The sequence below is a fragment of the Labrenzia sp. PO1 genome (assembly GCF_012273635.1).
GTDB lineage: Bacteria > Pseudomonadota > Alphaproteobacteria > Rhizobiales > Stappiaceae > Roseibium > Roseibium algicola.
Map to the genome: position 1 here is coordinate 352,493 of NZ_JAAXCR010000004.1, position 18,045 is coordinate 370,537.

Consider the following 18,045-nt stretch of genomic DNA (forward strand, 5'->3'; position numbering starts at 1 on the left):
ATATGAGACTGGTCCCCAGACCGGGCGCCATGACGGGCGTCTTTTTGTGTTTCTGCCTCGCGGCAGGAACCGCTCTTTCAGATGATACGCTGTCTCACCGGGATGATCTGTCGGCCAAGGACAGGGTCAAGGCCGCGAAGGTTCTGCAGCCGCCGGCCGATTTCGAAGCCGCTGAAGCCTTTGAAATCATGCAGGGCGGGGCCGGGACGTCCCGAAAGCGGATCAACCGGGATGCCTATTCCCACTCCAATGCCAATCTGACTTTTGAAGAACAGGCCACCTTCAAGGTGGGCAACGGGCTTTTCAAGAAACTCTGGGCGTCTTCTCCCTCGTCGACACAGGCATCGGATGGCCTGGGGCCGCTCTATAACGCGCGCTCCTGTCAGGGGTGTCACTTGAAGGATGGCCGGGGCCGACCGCCGCGGGCGGGTGAAGACGCGGATTCCATGTTCCTTCGCCTGTCCATCCCGCCTCAGTCCGAGGCGCAGCGCCAGGCACTTGCCGACAAGGATATCCTGCTGGTGCCAGAGCCGACCTACGGCGGTCAGTTCCAGACCTTTGCGGTGCCGGGCCTGCCCGGTGAAGGACGCTTCGATATCGAGGTGGAGGAGGTCGAGGTTCCACTGGCCGGTGGAGAAAAGGCTGTGTTGCAGAAGCCCGTCTACAGGATCCGGGATCTTGGATATGGCGACATGCACCCCGACACCATGATTTCGGCCCGCGCGGCCCCGCCCATGATCGGCCTCGGTCTGGTGCAGGCCATCCATCCCGGCGACATTGAAGCGCTTGCGGACCCCGACGACATCGACAGTGATGGAATTTCCGGCAAGGTCAGCCGGGTTCGTGACCCCGCGACGGGTGCGTTAACGCTTGGCCGTTTCGGCTGGAAGGCTTCCAAACCCTCGATCCGTGCGCAGTCCGCGGCAGCGTTTGCCGGTGATATCGGCATTTCGACGCCCGAGATGCCGGACAATTACGGCGACTGCACCAAGGCGCAGACAGCTTGCCGCGCCTTGCCTCATGGCGAACAGGCAAACCTCGGTGTCTCGGAAGCTCCGGACCCGGTCATGGATCTCGTCACTTTCTATTCGGAAAACCTGGCGGTGCCGATGCGCCGCGACGTGGATGATCCCGAGGTGCTGAAAGGCAAGCAGGTTTTCTACCAGTCAGGCTGTCCGGCCTGCCACCAACCGAAATTCGTGACCAGTCGAAAGGCGGAAAATCCGGCGCACAGGTTCCAGTTGATCTGGCCTTATTCGGATTTCCTGTTACATGACATGGGCGAAGGCCTCGCCGACAATCGCCCGGTGGGTGACGTCAGTGGACAGGAGTGGCGTACGCCGCCGCTATGGGGCATCGGCCTGACCGAGACTGTCAACAATCACACCCGGTTCCTGCACGACGGCCGCGCACGCAATCTGCTGGAAGCGGTCCTGTGGCACGACGGCGAAGCCCGACAGGCGCGCGACGCTGTGGTTGCGCTTCCGCCCGCCGACCGACAATCGCTTATACGTTTTCTGGAGTCCCTTTGATGCGCTGTTTGCTATTTGCCGCTCTCGTTTCCGGAGCCGTTATCGCCCAGCCCGCGTTCGCCACGGACTACGAGCCGAAACTCGACAATCTGATCGAGGCCTATATCCAACCGGCAACCGGTGCGTTTGCCGAAACCTCTGCAAATCTCCCGGACGCTGTTCGAGCGGTCTGCGCAAATGCGGACGAAGCATCGCTCGAGGGGTTCAGGACGGCCTTTTCAGACACTGTGCGGGATTTCTCCCATGTGCATTTCTTGCGGTTTGGCCCGTTGATCGACAATGATCGCCTCAGTCGGCTGGCCTTCCTGCCCGACCCGCGTGGCATCACGCAACGCCAGATCCGCAAGCTTCTCGCTTCTGAAGAGAAGGACGCCTTGTCTGCGGCGACGCTCAAGGACAAGAGCGTCGCGGTTCAGGGACTGACAGCACTGGAATTGCTTGCTTTCGACAAGGACAGTGCGGTTCGGCTTGGGCAGGCAGACGACGGCAAGGACTTCAGCTGCGGTTATGCTCTGGCGATTTCGGAAAACCTTGCGGCCATGGCCAGCGAAATCGCTACCGGCTGGCAGGATCCCGACGGATACAGCGAGGTGCTCTTGACAGCCGAAGGCGGCAACGAGCGGTTCCATACGTCGAAGGAAGCGCTGGAAAGCGTGTTCAACGCGCTGGTCACGGGGCTGATCATCGCGCGGGATCAGGATGTGCTTCCGGCATTGGGAACCGGCAAGGACAAGGCCAGGGCGACGCGCTTTCCGTTCTCGCGCTCCGGCAACAGCGTGGTCTATCTCAACGGCGAGCTGCTCGGCCTTCAGAAGGCCATTGCTTCCCTGGACCTGAAGGACCTGACGCCGGACGATTTCACCTGGATTTACGACACGCTCGACTTCGAGTTTGGCAATGCTGTCACTCTTCTGGGGACCCTAGATCCGCCCTTGCGCCAGTCCTTCGAAGAAGGCGATGCCTACGACAAGATGGTTGTCCTGGCGATCACGCTGAAATCGCTTCGCGACACGATTGCCCTTGAACTTGCAGGTGCCCTGGAACTTGCTGGAGGTTTCAATGCGCTCGATGGTGACTAAGCCTCTGTCCCGGCGTGGTTTTCTGGCGGCACTCGGCGGCCTTGCCGCCTTGCCGGCATTTTCCGGCTCGACGCTGGCGGCAAGCCTTCTGAACCGGGAAGCTTCCGACGGCGTGCCGCTGTTCGTGAGCGCCTACAAGCTTGAAAACGGCGATTATGGGGTCGGTGTTGTCGACGACCTTGGACAGGTTCTGGCCAGGATCGGTCTGCCGGGACGGGGCCACGGCGTCGCGGTTTCTCCCGACAGGACCAGGTTTGTGGCCTTTGCCCGCCGGCCCGGCACATTCGCGGTCGTGGTTCGGCCATATCAGGATGTGGAGCCGGAGGTTCTCACGGCGGAACCGGGCCGCCATTACTATGGACATGGCTGTTTTTCCGCTGATGGCAGACTGCTCTATGCGGTCGAAAACGACTATGCCGCAGCCCGTGGCGTGATTGGCGTTTACGACATGAGTGGCCGTCAGGTTCAGCGGATCGGCGAGATCGAGACCCATGGCATCGGTCCGCACGACCTCCTGCTCGCGCCGGACGGGCGCACGCTTGTCGTTGCCAATGGCGGCATCATGACCCATCCGGACAAGGGGCGTGAAAAGCTCAATCTCGACACCATGGCGCCGACTGTAGTGTTCCTGGACCGGGAAACCGGTGATCTTCATGCCAGCCACGCTCTGGACGCTTCCCTGCACCAGCTGTCGCTCCGGCATATGGCGCTGGACGGACAAGGGCGGGCTTGGGTCGGCGGTCAGTTCGAGGGGCCGGAAACAGACCTACCGCCTCTGGTTGGCGTGTTTTCGCGGGACGAAGCACCCATCCTGACGGAAATTCCGACAGGTATCGCGTCAGGCCTTCAGAACTACATCGGCTCGGTGACCGCAAACGCAAGCGGTGAGGTCATTGCAACGTCCGCTCCAAGGGGTGGGCAGACGTTGTTCTGGAAGGCCGATACCGGCGCATTCCTGGGGGCTGAGGCCATTGCCGACGGATGCGGCGTTGCGCCGATCGATCAGGGCAGCTTTCTGATATCTGACGGCAACGGGGCATTGTCTCTTGTTGAGGATCCTGCCCAACCGGCGGAAATTCTGGCTCGCCCACCGGGCATTTCCTGGGACAATCACATGTTTGCCCTGTCCTGAGACAGAGCATCGGACGGCCGGATCCTGCACTATTCAGGCTGTTTTCAGCCTGAATAGTGCCAACCTGGGGCAAATTCGGCAGACTTCCTGCTTTTGTCAAAATCGGCTGGCACAGTGATCGGGATCGTATGCCGGTCCCAAGGGCGGTATGCGGAGTTGTAGACCGATGTGCCGGTATTTGATCGTTCTGTCTCCTTTCCTGCGAAAGCGGTTGCTTCTGCTTGGGGACGTTCCGGCCCGATTGGTCTACATTGGGGACCGATTCGCGACGGGGAGACACTAAATGCGTCGGCTTTTGATCGGACTGGGCAGTCTGCTGTTCATGCTGGTAACCATCATTCTGGTGGTGCCGCTGTTCCTGCCCAAGGACGAAATCAAGCGTCAGGTAGTTGAGCAGGTGGACAAGCGCTTTGGCTGGCGCGTGCGCCTGGACGGACCTGTGTCCTTGTCGCTGTTTCCCGGATTTTCGCTGGTCGCGGAAGATATCGGCCTTGCCGGCGAGGCCGGTGCCGACGGGATCGAGTTCGCCAAGGCCGAGCGTGTCGAATTTGGGCTCGCCTGGGGTGGTCTGGTTTCCGGTAATATCCAGGTGACCGGAATTGCCCTGGACAAGCCGGATATCTATCTGGAAATCGGCCCGAACGGCACCACGAGCTGGGAGCCCCGCCGCGACATCAGCGACATTGGCGACTTGATCGAGGCTGAAACCGGCGACGCTGAAACCGATGCGGTGGCGGAAGCCACGCCTGCGCCTGCGTCTGAAGCAGGGCCGGCAGAAACAGCCGCAGCTCCCGAGGGCTATCTCAAGAGCATTGGTGTCGACAGCCTGCAGATCACCGGCGGCACGGTGACCTACAAGGCGCCGGATGCTGCCGAGCCGGTTCGTATCTCCAACCTTGATCTCAGCCTGCAGGCGCCCAGCCTGTCGGGTGAGGTGGATCTGACATCCAGCTTCACGTTCCGCGAAATGCCGGTCGCCGTCGCAGGATCCCTGACCAACCCGCTCGCTCTCATGGGTGGGGAGCAGGTTCCGGTAGACCTGAAAATTTCCAGCGGTGAAAACAGCGTCTCGGTCACCGGTCAATCCGGCCTGGATCCGATGCGCGCCGAATTGGCCCTATCTGCAGCCGGTCCTTCCCTGAAAGCGCTTGCAGCGCTGGCCGGGCAGGACCTTGCCGCCGATCCGGGTGCTTTTGCCGTGTCGGCCAAGGTTGCAGGCACCGAGGCCATGCTGTCGCTGGCTGATCTCGACATCACGCTTGGCCAACTGTCTCTTGGCGGTGCGGCGGACGCGGATCTGTCGGGGAGCGTTCCTGAAGTCTCCGGCCGGCTGGTGCTGAAAGACGGTTCGATTGCCGATCTCCTGCAGCTGGCGGGCAGGGATTTGCCTGCAAGCGGCAAACTCAGCCTCGACCTCGCCTTTGCAACCGTGGGGCAGACAGGGGAGGAACTGCTTGCCGGTCTTGATATCACGGGGTCCGTACGTATCGCCGAGGGCGAGATTGGCGGACTTGGGCTTGCTTCGGCGGTCGGCGGCGATCCGGAAGCGGACCGCCTGACGAACCTTGCCATGGATATCGATCTGCAGGGACTGGAAAACCCGATATCGCTCAGCGGTGCCTTGTCCTGGCGCGGCGAAGCGTTCAGCCTGACCGGCGAAGGCGACACCGCTCGCCTGCTGGCGGGGGGAGCTGCGCCGGTTTCCGTGAGCGTGAAAGGCAATCGCGTGAGCGCCGGCTTCAATGGTCGGGCTTCGCGCGACGGTGCGCTTGATGGTGCGGTCAGCGTCGATACTGCCGACCTGCGCGGGCTCATGGCGTGGCTCGGCAAACCGCTTGGCAGCGGTGGCGGTCTGAAGCGCTTCAAGGCTTCGGGTATCTTCGGCGTCGCAGGCGAGACGATTTCATTCGAGGAAACACGGTTCACGCTGGACGATACGTCGGGTGAAGCCAACGGACGGATCGTCCTTGGTGGCAAACCAAGCGTTACGGCGCGGCTGGATCTGCGGGAACTTGTGCTCGACCCGTATCTCGGTGGCGCATCGTCTTCGGGTGCAGGCAGCGGCGGTGGCGGCGGTTCTGGCGGTTCTGGCCAGGCGTCCGGAAATTCCTCGGCTGGCGGCGGCAAACGCGGTGGGGCAGGTGGCTGGAGTACAGAGCCGATAGATTTCTCCGGTCTCAACGCGATCGACGCGGACTTCAAGCTGACCACCAGCGAAATCCGCTGGGACAAGATCAAGATCGACCAGAGCGCCCTGTCGACCACCATCAAGAACGGTGTGCTGACTGCGAACCTGGAAAAGCTGGCACTATACGGCGGCTCCGGCACCGGTACGGTTACGCTCAACGGGGCGTCCGCAACACCTCAAGTTGCCGCGAAATTTGCTCTCGCCAACCTCAATGCCTATCCGTTGCTGCGCGATGCAGCCGATTTCAGCTGGATCGAAGGCAAGGCCAACATCAACCTGGATGTTACCTCCAAAGGCGGCAGCGAACAGGCATTGGTGCAGGCCCTGAACGGGACAGCCAACTACACGTTCGCCGACGGTGCGATCAAGGGTATCAACGTGCCGCAGATGGTGCGTGGCCTGTCGGTGGAGACGTTGCTCGGATGGCAGGCCAATCCGTCGGCCAAGACCGATTTCAGCTCGCTCGGGTCAACGTTCCAGATCCAGAACGGCATTGCCAAGACCGACGATCTGTCCCTGATCGGGCCGCTGGTTCGCATGACCGGCAAGGGCACGACGGACATGCCGGCGCAGCGACTTTCCTGGCGTGTGGAGCCGAAGATCGTGCCGACGCTGGAAGGTCAGGCCCCGCAGCCTCGGCGGAAGGGCGAAGACAAGAAGCTGGCCGGCCTAGGTGTGCCCATCGTGATCGAAGGTCCGTGGAACGATCCGCGGATCTATCCGGACATCAAGGGTATTCTGGAAAACCCGGAGGCAGCCTACAAGCAACTGCAGCAGACCGGCGGTGAGCTGATCTCCATTCTTCAGGGAAAGAAGGAACCATCCCAGGAGCTGGTTGACCAGGCCAACAAGGTCATCAACCAGGCGACCGGCGGCAAGACCCAGATCGACGTTCAGAAGGTTCTGGACGGCGAGGTCGATGACGAGGAAGTTCTGAAAGCGGTAGAAGAAGGCTTCGGCCTGCCTTCCGGCCTTTTGGGCAACGTTTTCGGGAACAAGAAGAAAAACAAGAACTGACGACACATTGGCGCAAAGGTGCTGCGTTTGGGGGCCGCACCTTTGCTTTTGCCGTGGGACTGAGCGGGCGGGTTTCGTTCGGGTGTGCGAGTGGCCTGGCAGCGGACTTGTTGTCCGGTCAGAACTGCCGCGCCCGATGGGCCAGTTCGACACCAGGGCTGACCCGCATCAGCCGCATTTCTCCAAAGCTGCGGATCTCGCGTTTGCCAAGGTCTTCCAGGTGAAATTCGTCCACCAGGAATTCCTTCATGGCATCCGGCGCAACGACGCACATGGGATTGGCGAATTCCTGCAGTCGTGCGGCAAGGTTCACTGCCGAGCCGAAGACGTCATAAACGTACTTCTGGATTCCGACGACGGAACCGACTGCCGATCCCGTACCCAGTCCGACACGCGCCCGCCACTTGTGTTGATGGCTCTGGTTCCGACGCTCCAGGTAACGAATGAAGCGCACGGCGCAGTTGGCAACAGCGCGCATGTGATCCGGCGAGGGCTCGGGCATGCCTGAAACGGCAAGATAGGCATCGCCGATGGTCTTGATGCGCTCACAGCCGAATTGCTCGGCGATACGGTCGAATGCGGTAAAGATGTCGTTCAGTTCTCCAAGCGTCACCGTCGGGTCGTGCTCTGCGGAGAATTTCGTGAAGTCCACGAAGTCGAGCATGACCACGGAAACGCTCTCGTAAAGCTGCGGCGTGACGACACCGAAGGTCTTGAACTCCTCGTAGACCGAACGCGGCATCAGGTTGAGCAGCAAACGCTCGACACGTTCCTTCTCGCGTTCCAGTTCGCGCGTATTCCGCTCTACCATGGAGGAGTAACTGTCGATCATCGACTCCAGTTCGCGGATCCGCGTGATGTTCTGGCACTCAACGACGAGGAAGTCCTGCTCTTCAGCTGGCGAAACGGTCAAGGCGATGACCAGGGTCCGGCGCTTCAGCTTGACGGAGACTTCTCCGGAAAAGCGTCCCTGCTCCTTGATTGCTTCACGAAGCTGTTCGATGTCGATATCCGGCAGCAGATCGGCAAGCGTGGTGACGGCTTCCGGCTTGCCGAACCAATCGGAAAACGGAGCGTTCTGGAACAGGAACTGGAGGTCCTTGCTGTTGACGACGGCAATGCCAACCCCGATCGCGCGCAAGAGCTGCTGGTTGATGGCGGTGATGCTCATGTCGCACCGGTCGAAAGAATGGCGGAACGTCGCGCTTCGATTGCCGACATCACGGACTTGATGTCTGCAGGGTCGAACTTGTGTTCCACCAGCGTCTCGCGCAGGAGACGTGCAACTTCGTCAAAGTCCTCGTTTTTCAGGTCAAGGGTGGCATGGGTTCGTCTCAGCCGCTCTTCCGAATAGCTGACCGGCCCGCCCAACAGATAGGAGATAAACTTGGTCTGATGATCGATCAGGCGGGTCATGTCGACGTCGTCGAAAAAGTCACCGATCTCGTCGGAATCGAGAACCTTGTCGTAAAAGGTCATTACGATGCGGCTCACCGACCCGAAGCCGCCGTACTTTTCAAACAATGTCGCAGGCATGCCGCAGAACTCGATTTTCAGAATGAGATCAAGAATAAGAGAGTAGTCGACTATTCTGGCAATGCAAAGATTTTGTGTCGACTATTCCTTTGCGTCATTCGTCAGCTTCCTCTGGGAAGCACGACGTATTTCTGTCGCCGGTTGCCTGTCAGATCGTAATTTCGTGCCTTGGATGTTTGCGAAAACCCGCTGCAGACAGCATCCGGTCGGTCGCCCGGCCGGATGTGCCGATGTTCTTCGGGGGGCTGTTCCTTGTGAGCCGCCTATTTGGACAGGTCCTGAGCAAGCATGAGCGCGTTGCCATCGGGATCGTAGAAGGTTGCGGTGCTGACCATGCCTTCGATGGTCTCCGTCGCTCCGTCGAATTTGACACCGGCCTCTTCCAGCGCACTGCGGGCACCTGCGATATCGGCCACGCCGAAGACGGGAACCGTGTTTCCGGGCGTGGGTTCGGATTGTTCGCCCAGTCCCAGGGTCACGCCTTCGGTTCGGGTTGCCAGCTCGCTCCAGCCAGCGTCGTCCATATGATAGAGCAACTCGAATCCGAGTTTTTCCGCATACCAGTCGGCACTTGCATGCCTGTCGCGAACGGAGAGGGCGAGAGTGATCGTATTATCCAGAGAAACGAGAGGCATGAGACTTTCCTATGTATCAAAAGTATAGTAGCTATAAAATATGAATATGCAGCTTCTTGTCAACCTCACATCCAAAGCCTGGTCGCTGAAAATTCTGGCTCAGTTGCATGCAGGTGTTTCCGGTCGGCAAGCCCCGTTGATCGCGGCGACAGGGGCGAGTCGCAGTTCTTTTGCAGCAAGCCTTGAACATCTGTTCCAGCTTGGGCTGCTCGAGCGAAACCCCGGCCATGGCCATCCCCTGCGGCCCGAGTTTCGGCTGACGGACAAAGGCAAGGTTGTTGCTGCCATGGCGAGCCGGATCGAGGAGATCGTTCCGAACGAGGATGCCTTTTCGGTACTGCGACGCAGCTGGACGGTGCCTATCCTGGCAGTAACCGGGGCGCCAAGCCGGTTTTCGGCGATCAAGGCAGGCCTCGGACCGGTGACGGACCGGGCCCTGTCGAAGTCCCTTGGTGTTCTGGAAGAGCAGGAGTGGCTGAGGCGGGACATCGACCTGTCACAGCGCACACCTTTCCCGATCTATCACGCCGTGAATGCGGGTTTGAAAATCAATCAGGCGATCGCTGCGGGCGCCCGTTGACCCGGATGTGAACCAAAGTTCTACCCTGTGGTTGTATTGTCTGGCCTCGAAATGAAGTTTTCCCGGCCGAAGTCCACCGAACAAGTCTTTGTCCAAGAACAATAATTTCTAAATCAATGAATCTGGGCGTGTAATGACGCATCATGACTCTTCTGGTTCATTGCAGTTTCCGGGTGTAGCGCTACGCTTGAGTGGTCGAGGCGAATCTTGCGAGGCAAGCATGTCCCGGTCAGACGAAGAGAAATGCGGTCGCCTGATGCGCACCGCTTGCAGGAATGTCATCGGATTCTGGCAGCTTTTGCAGGAACCGGATGTTCACAGGCTCGATCATGTCAAACGCCTGCAGTATCGGGCCTACATGATCGGTTCCGCCCTCCATCTGGCAGACCTTGTGGTCAGGCACGAACACGCCCTGATCCATCTCCGCCGGGCGGTCGGGGAGCCCGAACTGGGCGAAGAAGCAAAACAGTTCCGCACCATGGTTCACGCGTTCGACGGTGATCATCAGGACGCACTGGATGCCAGGGCCCTGATTTTCAGTCAGGCCGTTCAGAGCGCGTTTGCGGATTAGAGACGGGTACGGTTGAGGTCAAAGGCCGAGTGCGGCGACCATCCTGTCGACCGCATCCTCCACCGTGCCGGTGTTTTCAATGCGGATCAGATTGGCGACGTTTTCCGGTTCAAGGTCGGCACGGCGCAACCGTTCCTCTATTTCCTGTCTGCTTTCGCGGCCACGTGCGGCGAGGCGTTCGGCAAGGACTTCGACCGGCGCGGTGATCAGCAGAACGCTGGCGTTTCGGTACTTGTCCTCTGCGTGCTTCAACACCTTGCGCGAGCCATTGGCAATCACGGTTGCGCCCGCTTCGATAGCCCGGTCGTAGCTTTGCGGGATGACGTAGCCGAGCCCGTGGGCCTCCCAGCACAGGGCAACCTTTCCGGCAGCTCTCAGCTGATCGAATTCGGCGCGCGAAAGCGCGTCGTGATCCTCGGCCTCGACATCGGCCTGCCGGGTGATCGCTCTCCGGGCGAAGCTGACGTCCGTCCGGCCCGCCAGACGGGCCTTGAGCGCGGCCATCAATGTGTCCTTGCCGGCCCCGCTCGGCCCAACCACGAGCACCATGCGGCCGGGGCCGAGTTTTTCTGTCATGTCGGACGCAGCCTCAGGCAACCCGTTTGCCCTCGCGCCAGACACCGCGCACGATCGGGATGTCACCAACCATTTTCACTTGGATGAGATCGGCCCTGAGGCCGGGTTCCAGGGTGCCGCGGTCTTGCAGGCCAATGGCCTTCGCGGGCGTCGCCGTGACCATGGCGACTGCCTGTGGCAGGGCAATCGCCTCGACCTCCGCAGCCAGCTGGAACGCAGCCTGCAGCAGCGAAATCGGCACATAGTCCGAGGAGAGCACATCCAGAACGCCCGCTTCGGCAAGCGCCTTCGCCGAGATATTGCCGGAATGGGATCCACCGCGCACGACGTTCGGCGCCCCCATCAGAACAGCCATACCGGCTTCGTGCGAAGCCTTGGCGGCTTCCAGTGTGGTTGGAAACTCGGCGATTTTCGTCTGCAGTGAAATCGCCTCTTCCACATGGGCGGTGGTGGCGTCGTCGTGGCTGGCGATGGCGATGCCGCGCGATTGGGCGATGGCCGAGAGATGCTTGCGGTTTTCAGGGGCAAGACTGCTGGCGCGCGCCTGGCGCTTGCGGATGAAGTCGTCCATCTGGGCGTCGGTGAAGCCCTTCTTGCCCTGATAGTAGATCTTGTAGGCATCCATCGACACGAACTGGCGCTGGCCGGGGGTGTGGTCCATCAGCGAGATCAGGCGGATGCTGTCGTCGTCCTCGAACACCTTGAAGGCGCTGAGCACGTCGGGTGCAGACACTTCGCAGCGCAGGTGGATGAAATGGTCTGCGCGCAGGCGGTTTTCCCGCTGGCCGGTTTCAATGGCATCCGCAAGCGCGCGCATATCCGAATAACCAAGGTCCGCGTCTTCATCCATGCCGACGCGCAGCGCATCGAACACGGTGGTGATGCCGGAACATGCGATCTGGGCGTCGTGGGCCTGCACGGCGGAAACCGGGCTCCAGCGTACCTTGGGACGTGGCGCATAGTGGGTTTCCAGGTGGTCGGTATGCAGTTCGACCAGGCCTGGCAGCAGGTAGTCGCCTTCGCAATCATGCCCGTCGACCTCGGTCGGTGACCCGATGCCGGAAATCAGACCGGCATCATCGACCGTTAGGGAACCGTCGAACACTTCGCCTGCGAGAACCAGACTGGCATTCTTGAAGACTTTGGGATGCTTGCTCATGCAGATTCCTCTTGGGAAAGACGCTCGGCCTGGCTGAGCGCGTCGGCGGGAGCGACGCTGCCGGTCAGCTGAAAGACGGTATGGACCTGGAAAGGCGCGCCGCGTTCGGCTTCGGTGTAGAGCGCAACGTGGCGGCACAGCCGCTTCTTGCCGATGACATCCGCAAAGTGGTCCTGGGCGGCATTTGCCATCCGCTCCATGTCGCTGTTGTCTTCCAGTTTGTTGGAAAGGGTCAGGTGGAAGCGGAATTCATCGAAGATATAGGGATAGCCCCACCTGACGAGATAGGTGTCATGCCTTTCCGACAGTCCGCTCTTGCGGCGGCGCTCGAGATCCGCCTCGGACAGTGGTGCGCGGAACGGCTCGAAGCGACGCACGCACAGGCCGGCGAAGGCGCGCAGGGCCGGCTCTTCTGCCTCAGGGGTCAGCGCCAGAAAGCGGCCGAGCCTGTTCACGCCGAGCGCTTCTATCTCATAAGGGGCGATTTCTGCCGCAAAGGCTGCGCAGGCGTCCAGCAGTGCTGCCTCGGTCTGATCGGCTGGGAGAGAAAACGGGGCTTTCAACGTCCCGTGAAATCCATAGCGCCGGGGGTCGGTCGTCAACTCCTGGAAGCGTGCCGATGTCATGCCGGGCAGCTCCGGCTGCGGTAGTGCCGTGCCGGAAAAGGGATCGCGCCCGAGCCAGGAATTTCCGAGCTGCATCAGGCGGTCGTCGGCATCGGCGGCGAAATAGAGGGCGTAGCGCATGAAGAAAATCGCGATTTTGAAATGTGGTTTGGCCGGGATGTGGCAGGGCCACATCCTTCAACTTTCTGAGGGAGTGACCTAAAGGCGGGCGGTGACTTTTCTGTGACAGTTTCCGCCCGTCTGCAAGCCTTTCCTCATCTCGTGGCTCAGGCGGCTGCCTCCGCGCTGAAACCGGTCACGTCGATGATGCGGTCGGCGATCTGCTCCCGGACGTCCTGGTCGTGAAGAATGCCCACCATGGCAACGCCCTGGATTTTCTTTTCTTCCACCAGACGGACGACCACGGCCCGGTTGGCAGCGTCGAGAGAGGCGGTTGGCTCGTCCAGCAGCAGGATCGGATAATGGGCAATGAACCCCCTTGCGATGTTCACGCGCTGCTGCTCGCCGCCGGAGAACGTGGCGGGTGGCAGAGTCCACAGGCGCTCGGGCACATTCAGCCGCGACAGCAGGAAGCGGGCCTTGTCGACGCCCTCCTCCTCGCTGGTGCCCTGGGCGATAAGCGGCTCGGCGACGACGTCTTCGGCCGAAACACGCGGGATGGTGCGCAGGAACTGGCTGACATAGCCGATCGTGTCTTCACGCAGGCGCAGGACCTTGCGCGGCTCGGCCCCGGCAATGTTGACGATTTCATCGCCAACCGTCACCAGGATCTGACCCTCGTCACAGCGGTAGTTGCCGTAGATCATCTTGAGGATCGAACTCTTGCCGGCACCGGAGGGGCCGCCAAGGACGACACATTCGCCGGAATTCACCGAGAATTCGACCTTCTCGACCACGGGAATGACGGTTCCGCCCTGCAGGTGCATGGTGAAGGACTTGCCGACGTTGTTGAGATAGAGGCGTACGGGCATTTCGGTCCTCATACCTGGAGAATGGAAGAAACAAGCAGCTGGGTATAGGGCTCGCGCGGATCGTCGAGAACCTGGTCCGTCAGGCCGCTTTCGATGACGTTGCCGTGGCGCATCACCATGATCCGGTGCGACAGCAGCCGGGCGACCGCAAGGTCGTGGGTGACGATGACCACGGAAAGTCCGAGATCGGCGACCAGTCGGCGCAAGAGGTCGAGAAGACGTGCCTGCACGGAAACGTCCAGACCGCCTGTCGGCTCGTCCATGAAGACCAGCCTTGGTCTCGTGACGAGGTTGCGGGCGATCTGCAGGCGCTGGCGCATGCCGCCGGAGAACGAGCGCGGATCGTCATCGATCCGGTCGCTGTCAATTTCCACCCGGCCCAGCCAGTCGTCGGCGGTGGAGCGGATGTTGCCGTAGTGGCGCTCGCCAACTGCCATCAGCCTTTCGCCGACGTTGGCACCAGCGGAAACGTTCATGCGCAGCCCGTCCGCAGCATTCTGGTGTACGAACCCCCAGTCGGTGCGCATCAGCAGGCGGCGCTCGGCCTCGGTCAGCTGATAGAGGTTGCGCATGGTGCCGTCGCGCATGCGGTATTCGATGGCTCCCGCCGTCGGCGCGAGCCGTGTCGACAGGCAGTTGAGCAATGTGGTCTTGCCGGAGCCGCTTTCGCCGACGATGGCAAGCACCTCACCGGGCCAGAGATCGAAGGAGACATCGGCGCAGCCGATGCGGTCGCCATAATAGCGGGTGACGTTATGAACCTGCAGCAGCGGGTCCGCGGAGGGAAAGGCGTTCATCGGGCGGTCTCCTCTGCCTGGGTGGCACCGAACTGGTGTGCCGCCGGATCGGCCGCCATCGGGCCGAGGTGGCCGTCCGCGCGCCGTTCCTCGCAATAGTCGCTGTCGGAGCAGACGAACATGCGCCCGCCCTTGTCATCCAGGATCACCTCGTCGAGATAGACATTCTCCGCGCCGCACAGGCCGCAGGGCTTGTCGAATTTCTGCACCTCGAAAGGATAGTCTTCGAAGTCGAGGCTCTTCACCTTGGTGTAGGGCGGAATGGCGTAGATGCGTTTCTCACGCCCGGCACCGTAAAGCTGAAGCGCCGCCATCTGGTCGATCTTCGGGTTGTCGAACTTCGGCGTCGGCGACGGATCCATCACGTAGCGGTCGTTGACCTTCACCGGATAGGCGTAGGTAGTGGCGATATGGCCGTTCTTGGCGATGTCCTCGTAAAGCTTCACATGCATGAGGCCGTAATCCTCGAGCGCATGCATCTTCCGGGTCTCGGTTTCGCGTGGCTCCAGGAAGCGCAGCGGCTCGGGAATCGGCACCTGGAAGACAATGATCTGGTCTTCGCGCAGGGCCTTTTCCGGAATCCGGTGGCGGGTCTGGATGACGCTTGCCTCCGACGTCTCGTAGGTGGTGCGCACGCCGGCGGTCTTTTCAAAGAAACCGCGCAGGGAAACCGCATTGGTGGTGTCGTCGGAGCCCTGGTCGATCATCTTCAGGCAATCGTCCTTGCCCAGAATTGCCGCCGTGACCTGCACCCCGCCGGTGCCCCAGCCATAGGGCATCGGCATTTCGCGCGAGGCGAAAGGCACCTGGTAACCCGGTATCGCGATGCCCTTCAGGATTGCCCGGCGGATCATGCGCTTGGTCTGCTCGTCCAGATAGGCGAAGTTGTATTCGCCCTGTTCGAAAATCTGAGCCGTGTCGTTCATTGCGCAGCACTCCGTTCCCTGAGTATCCGGCGATAGTGGTCGAGGCGCATGTCCAGCGTTCCGGTGTGCAGCTCGAACAGGTGATTGTCGTTGTCGTAGAAATAGATGGACCTGCCTTCACCTTCGACGCGGGCGCGCGGTGGTTTGACTTCCAGGCCAAGGCGCTCGACGGCTGCCAGCTTCGTGTCGAAGTCTTCCTCTTCGATCTTGAAAGCCACGTGATTGTAGGTGCGTTCGTTCAGGGCATCGCCCTGCATGATCGCGATCCAGACGTCACCGACCAGAAAGAACTTTTCCTGGGAGAGGGAAAAGGTGGCCTCTTCACTGGAGTAGACTTCCCGGGCTCCAAGTACCGTCGTCAGCAGGTTCGTCATCCTGTCGAGATCACTGACGATGAACGTCATATGACTAAGTCCGCTGCTCATTCCGCCGCCTCCTGGGCGGTGTTGCCCTCTTCTTCTTCCTGGCGTCGTTTTTCGAACCATTCGCCGCGCATCCGGCGCACCAGATCGAGTTCGGCCTGGAAATCGACGTAATGCGGCAGCTTCAGGTGTTCGACGAAACCGGTCGCCTGGATGTTGTCTGAATGGGACAGGACGAATTCGACATCCTGAGCCGGGGCGGACTGTTCCTCGCCCAGTTCCTGCCAGCGCATGGAACGGTCGACCATGGCCATGGACATGGCCTTTCTCTCCACCTGCCCGAACACGAGGCCGTAACCCCGGGTGAAGGTCGGGGCGGTCTTGGCCGAACCCTTGAACTGGTTGACCATCTGGCACTCGGTTACCTTGATGGCGCCGAGCGTCACGGCAAAGCCGAGTTCCTCTGCAAAGAACTCCACCTCCACTTCGCCGTAGCGGATTTCGCCGGCGAAGGGGTGTGTGCGGCCATAGCCGCGCTGGGTGGAATAGGCCAATGCCAGCAGGAAGCCTTCGTCGCCACGGGCAAGGTTCTGCAGGCGCAGGTCCCTGTCGGCCGGGAAGGATAGGGGCTCGCGGGTCAGGTCGCCGACGGGCGCGTCCTCGTCGGTTACCGGGTCCGGCTCCATCAGGCCTTCGTCGCCAAGCAGGTCGGTGACGCGCGGCATGCTGCCTTCTTCAGCGGCAGCTGTTTCGACAGGCTTTTCGAGACCGTCCTCTTCGGCGGCCAACGCGAAATCCAGAAGGCGGTGGCTGTAGTCGAAGGTCGGGCCCAGCACCTGGCCACCCGGCAGGTCCTTGTAGGTGGCTGAAACGCGCCGTTCCACCAGCATCTTCGCGGTGTCAATCGGCTGGCTGTAGCCGAACCGTGGCAGGGTCGTGCGGTAGGCACGCATCAGAAACGCGGCTTCGATCAGGTCTCCGCGCGCCTGCTTGATGGCAAGTGCGGCCAGCATCTCGTCGTAGAGCGAGCCTTCGCCCATGACACGGGCGACAGCATGGGACAGCTGCTGGGCGATCTGCTCCAGCGTCAGCGAGGGAACGGAGGTGTCGCCCCGGCGGCGCTTGGCCATGAGCTTGTGGGCGTTGCGGATGGCCTTTTCACCACCCTTTACGGCTACATACATGGATCAGACCTCCGCTTTGAGGATGCGGGTGGAACGGGGCAGGGCAGACAGCGCTTCCTGTCCGGCAAAAACCAGATCGATACCCCGTGGAAACTGGCGGTTGTTTGCGATCACCTGGTCCCAGAACACCGGTGGAACCGGACCGGTGCCAAAGGAAACGGTGTCCTTGATGCCCGGGCCGCTAAAGGAGACGGCCGGATGGGACCCGAAGTCCTGACCGGTCAGGATCACCGTTGTCGACCGGTCCGGATATTCGGCCGATCCCTGGTTGAAACTTGCCAACGGGATCATGCTCACCGGTGCGCTGACCAGCGCAAAGGCCGCTTCCACCGGTTCGGTGACGATCGGGCAGCCGGTGTGGAAGCGCAGAAAGGTCTTCACGGCGTCCGACGTCATCAGAGGCTTGTCGAGCCAGATCGGCGTGTCGTAGTCGAACAGGGTCAGGGCAATGGCGGCGGCCACCTGCGTCAGCGGTGCGGGCGGCTTCAGATTGCCGGCGGAAATCGCCTGCCGCGTACCCGGCCGGGCCATGGCATTCATGATCGCGCGAAAGCAGCCCTGCGCATCGTGAACCGGGTCCTGAAATCCTGCGGCCAGCGGGGCGGCGGCGGTCTGTTGTGCTGCGGTCATCAGTTGTCTCCCCGCACCATGGTGAAGAAGTTGACCTTGGTGGCCTCGGTTTCCTCGCGAACGGTTTCCTGCGTGCCTGCCTGGGCTTCGGCCAGCGGCGCGATGATGTCCGTCTCGATGCGCTCCTGCATTGCAGGGCGTTGCCACAGGGCGTCGATCACGGCGGACTGCAGCGCTTTCTGCTTGTTGCGGCCAAGGCTGTAGGCATTGCCGGTTTCACCGGTTTCCAGGCGAACAACGCAGCGGGTGACGGTGACCTCGCCCAGGTTGAACGGACTGCCGGTGCCGCCCATGCGGCCGCGCACCATCACCAGTCCGGTTTCGGGCTGGCGCACCAGCTCGTAGCTTTGCGGCGGAAGTGCGCTGAATTTTTCCGCGACGGCCTCGGCGGAGGCTGCGGCCAGCGTCGCGATCACCTTCTGGCGGGCGCTCACGGCTGCGCCGGGTTGGGTGTCTGGGGAGGCGGAAGAGGTAGTGTCTGTCATGAAGCGCGCCTTTTGGGTTGGGCGGTTCTTCGGAAAGCGTTTGAAAACGCCCTTGTCCT

Annotated in this window: 19 protein-coding genes; 6 read left to right on the plus strand and 13 right to left on the minus strand. The window is 61.2% G+C overall.

Features of this window, described 5'->3' with window-relative positions:
• The first annotated feature begins 2 nt into the window (after nt 1-2).
• From HCG46_RS21740 to HCG46_RS21755, 4 genes are all read left to right on the plus strand, one after another.
• A complete protein-coding gene (locus HCG46_RS21740; protein WP_168687350.1) occupies nt 3-1,532 on the plus strand; it encodes a di-heme oxidoredictase family protein in 1,530 nt (509 codons plus the stop codon).
• Nucleotides 1,532-2,611 (plus strand): imelysin family protein, encoded by a 1,080-nt coding sequence (locus HCG46_RS21745; RefSeq protein WP_168687351.1) that lies wholly within the window; start codon nt 1,532-1,534, stop codon nt 2,609-2,611. Before HCG46_RS21740 ends, HCG46_RS21745 begins: the two co-directional genes overlap by 1 nt.
• The gene (locus HCG46_RS21750) at nt 2,592-3,743 is read left to right on the plus strand and encodes a DUF1513 domain-containing protein (RefSeq protein WP_209009576.1); all 1,152 of its coding nucleotides are present in this window, start codon (nt 2,592-2,594) and stop codon (nt 3,741-3,743) included. The genes HCG46_RS21745 and HCG46_RS21750 overlap by 20 nt, the downstream gene beginning before the upstream one ends.
• 283 nt (nt 3,744-4,026) lie before the next feature.
• Complete coding sequence (locus HCG46_RS21755; RefSeq protein WP_168687352.1) at nt 4,027-6,948, plus strand: AsmA family protein; 2,922 nt, start codon at nt 4,027-4,029, stop codon at nt 6,946-6,948.
• A 118-nt stretch (nt 6,949-7,066) separates the two neighbouring features.
• On the opposite strand, the gene HCG46_RS21760 is transcribed toward HCG46_RS21755, so the two are convergent.
• The 3 genes from HCG46_RS21760 to HCG46_RS21770 all read right to left on the minus strand — a co-directional run bounded on the left by HCG46_RS21760 (nt 7,067) and on the right by HCG46_RS21770 (nt 9,119).
• The gene (locus tag HCG46_RS21760) at nt 7,067-8,119 is read right to left on the minus strand and encodes an adenylate/guanylate cyclase domain-containing protein (RefSeq protein WP_075282205.1); all 1,053 of its coding nucleotides are present in this window, start codon (nt 8,117-8,119) and stop codon (nt 7,067-7,069) included.
• Nucleotides 8,116-8,484, minus strand: a complete 369-nt coding sequence (locus tag HCG46_RS21765; protein WP_075282204.1) for a group 1 truncated hemoglobin — start codon at nt 8,482-8,484, stop codon at nt 8,116-8,118. The genes HCG46_RS21760 and HCG46_RS21765 overlap by 4 nt, the downstream gene beginning before the upstream one ends.
• A 263-nt stretch (nt 8,485-8,747) precedes the next feature.
• Complete coding sequence (locus tag HCG46_RS21770) at nt 8,748-9,119, minus strand: VOC family protein (RefSeq protein WP_168687353.1); 372 nt, start codon at nt 9,117-9,119, stop codon at nt 8,748-8,750.
• Nucleotides 9,120-9,165: 46 nt separating this feature from the next.
• Here HCG46_RS21770 and HCG46_RS21775 point away from each other — a divergent pair, with 46 nt between their 5' ends.
• Together HCG46_RS21775 and HCG46_RS21780 are read left to right on the plus strand one after the other, a co-directional pair.
• Complete coding sequence (locus tag HCG46_RS21775; protein ID WP_209009577.1) at nt 9,166-9,699, plus strand: winged helix-turn-helix transcriptional regulator; 534 nt, start codon at nt 9,166-9,168, stop codon at nt 9,697-9,699.
• A gap of 220 nt (nt 9,700-9,919) precedes the next feature.
• Nucleotides 9,920-10,270 (plus strand): hypothetical protein, encoded by a 351-nt coding sequence (locus HCG46_RS21780; protein WP_023002643.1) that lies wholly within the window; start codon nt 9,920-9,922, stop codon nt 10,268-10,270.
• A gap of 18 nt (nt 10,271-10,288) precedes the next feature.
• On the opposite strand, the gene phnN is transcribed toward HCG46_RS21780, so the two are convergent.
• The 10 genes from phnN to phnG form a co-directional block, all read right to left on the minus strand.
• Entirely contained in the window at nt 10,289-10,846 is a 558-nt protein-coding gene (gene phnN / locus HCG46_RS21785; RefSeq protein WP_168687355.1) for a phosphonate metabolism protein/1,5-bisphosphokinase (PRPP-forming) PhnN, read from the minus strand.
• Nucleotides 10,847-10,859: 13 nt separating this feature from the next.
• Nucleotides 10,860-12,005: an alpha-D-ribose 1-methylphosphonate 5-triphosphate diphosphatase gene (locus tag HCG46_RS21790; protein WP_168687356.1), complete on the minus strand. Its 1,146-nt coding sequence runs from the start codon at nt 12,003-12,005 to the stop codon at nt 10,860-10,862.
• Nucleotides 12,002-12,751, minus strand: a complete 750-nt coding sequence (locus HCG46_RS21795) for a DUF1045 domain-containing protein (RefSeq protein ID WP_168687357.1) — start codon at nt 12,749-12,751, stop codon at nt 12,002-12,004. Before HCG46_RS21795 ends, HCG46_RS21790 begins: the two co-directional genes overlap by 4 nt.
• A gap of 146 nt (nt 12,752-12,897) precedes the next feature.
• The gene (gene phnL, locus HCG46_RS21800; RefSeq protein WP_168687358.1) at nt 12,898-13,602 is read right to left on the minus strand and encodes a phosphonate C-P lyase system protein PhnL; all 705 of its coding nucleotides are present in this window, start codon (nt 13,600-13,602) and stop codon (nt 12,898-12,900) included.
• A gap of 8 nt (nt 13,603-13,610) precedes the next feature.
• On the minus strand, nt 13,611-14,399 hold the full coding sequence (gene phnK / locus HCG46_RS21805; protein WP_055660045.1) for a phosphonate C-P lyase system protein PhnK: 789 nt from the start codon (nt 14,397-14,399) through the stop codon (nt 13,611-13,613).
• Entirely contained in the window at nt 14,396-15,325 is a 930-nt protein-coding gene (locus HCG46_RS21810) for an alpha-D-ribose 1-methylphosphonate 5-phosphate C-P-lyase PhnJ (RefSeq protein WP_055660043.1), read from the minus strand. The genes phnK and HCG46_RS21810 overlap by 4 nt, the downstream gene beginning before the upstream one ends.
• Nucleotides 15,322-15,750 (minus strand): FosX/FosE/FosI family fosfomycin resistance hydrolase, encoded by a 429-nt coding sequence (gene fosX / locus HCG46_RS21815; protein ID WP_152509110.1) that lies wholly within the window; start codon nt 15,748-15,750, stop codon nt 15,322-15,324. The genes HCG46_RS21810 and fosX overlap by 4 nt, the downstream gene beginning before the upstream one ends.
• Nucleotides 15,747-16,871 carry a carbon-phosphorus lyase complex subunit PhnI gene (locus HCG46_RS21820; RefSeq protein ID WP_152505231.1) on the minus strand — a complete coding sequence of 375 codons (1,125 nt, stop codon included), beginning with the start codon at nt 16,869-16,871 and terminating at the stop codon, nt 15,747-15,749. The genes fosX and HCG46_RS21820 overlap by 4 nt, the downstream gene beginning before the upstream one ends.
• Before the next feature lie 3 nt (nt 16,872-16,874).
• Nucleotides 16,875-17,501: a phosphonate C-P lyase system protein PhnH gene (gene phnH / locus HCG46_RS21825; RefSeq protein ID WP_168687359.1), complete on the minus strand. Its 627-nt coding sequence runs from the start codon at nt 17,499-17,501 to the stop codon at nt 16,875-16,877.
• Nucleotides 17,501-17,986 carry a phosphonate C-P lyase system protein PhnG gene (gene phnG, locus HCG46_RS21830; RefSeq protein ID WP_168687360.1) on the minus strand — a complete coding sequence of 162 codons (486 nt, stop codon included), beginning with the start codon at nt 17,984-17,986 and terminating at the stop codon, nt 17,501-17,503. The genes phnH and phnG overlap by 1 nt, the downstream gene beginning before the upstream one ends.
• Between the last annotated feature and the right edge of the window lie 59 nt (nt 17,987-18,045).

What these genes read in the sequence shown, in the direction of transcription:
- HCG46_RS21810 (WP_055660043.1), bottom strand. Translation starts at nt 15,325, where the DNA reads ATGAACGACACGGCTCAGATTTTCGAACAGGGCGAATACAACTTCGCC.
- HCG46_RS21760 (WP_075282205.1), bottom strand. Translation starts at nt 8,119, where the DNA reads ATGAGCATCACCGCCATCAACCAGCAGCTCTTGCGCGCGATCGGGGTT.
- phnG (WP_168687360.1), bottom strand. Translation starts at nt 17,986, where the DNA reads ATGACAGACACTACCTCTTCCGCCTCCCCAGACACCCAACCCGGCGCA.
- HCG46_RS21765 (WP_075282204.1), bottom strand. Translation starts at nt 8,484, where the DNA reads ATGCCTGCGACATTGTTTGAAAAGTACGGCGGCTTCGGGTCGGTGAGC.
- HCG46_RS21775 (WP_209009577.1), top strand. Translation starts at nt 9,166, where the DNA reads ATGCAGCTTCTTGTCAACCTCACATCCAAAGCCTGGTCGCTGAAAATT.
- phnH (WP_168687359.1), bottom strand. Translation starts at nt 17,501, where the DNA reads ATGACCGCAGCACAACAGACCGCCGCCGCCCCGCTGGCCGCAGGATTT.
- HCG46_RS21780 (WP_023002643.1), top strand. Translation starts at nt 9,920, where the DNA reads ATGTCCCGGTCAGACGAAGAGAAATGCGGTCGCCTGATGCGCACCGCT.
- HCG46_RS21745 (WP_168687351.1), top strand. Translation starts at nt 1,532, where the DNA reads ATGCGCTGTTTGCTATTTGCCGCTCTCGTTTCCGGAGCCGTTATCGCC.
- HCG46_RS21755 (WP_168687352.1), top strand. Translation starts at nt 4,027, where the DNA reads ATGCGTCGGCTTTTGATCGGACTGGGCAGTCTGCTGTTCATGCTGGTA.
- phnL (WP_168687358.1), bottom strand. Translation starts at nt 13,602, where the DNA reads ATGCCCGTACGCCTCTATCTCAACAACGTCGGCAAGTCCTTCACCATG.
- fosX (WP_152509110.1), bottom strand. Translation starts at nt 15,750, where the DNA reads ATGAGCAGCGGACTTAGTCATATGACGTTCATCGTCAGTGATCTCGAC.
- phnN (WP_168687355.1), bottom strand. Translation starts at nt 10,846, where the DNA reads ATGACAGAAAAACTCGGCCCCGGCCGCATGGTGCTCGTGGTTGGGCCG.
- HCG46_RS21770 (WP_168687353.1), bottom strand. Translation starts at nt 9,119, where the DNA reads ATGCCTCTCGTTTCTCTGGATAATACGATCACTCTCGCCCTCTCCGTT.
- HCG46_RS21750 (WP_209009576.1), top strand. Translation starts at nt 2,592, where the DNA reads ATGCGCTCGATGGTGACTAAGCCTCTGTCCCGGCGTGGTTTTCTGGCG.
- HCG46_RS21795 (WP_168687357.1), bottom strand. Translation starts at nt 12,751, where the DNA reads ATGCGCTACGCCCTCTATTTCGCCGCCGATGCCGACGACCGCCTGATG.
- HCG46_RS21820 (WP_152505231.1), bottom strand. Translation starts at nt 16,871, where the DNA reads ATGTATGTAGCCGTAAAGGGTGGTGAAAAGGCCATCCGCAACGCCCAC.
- phnK (WP_055660045.1), bottom strand. Translation starts at nt 14,399, where the DNA reads ATGAACGCCTTTCCCTCCGCGGACCCGCTGCTGCAGGTTCATAACGTC.
- HCG46_RS21740 (WP_168687350.1), top strand. Translation starts at nt 3, where the DNA reads ATGAGACTGGTCCCCAGACCGGGCGCCATGACGGGCGTCTTTTTGTGT.
- HCG46_RS21790 (WP_168687356.1), bottom strand. Translation starts at nt 12,005, where the DNA reads ATGAGCAAGCATCCCAAAGTCTTCAAGAATGCCAGTCTGGTTCTCGCA.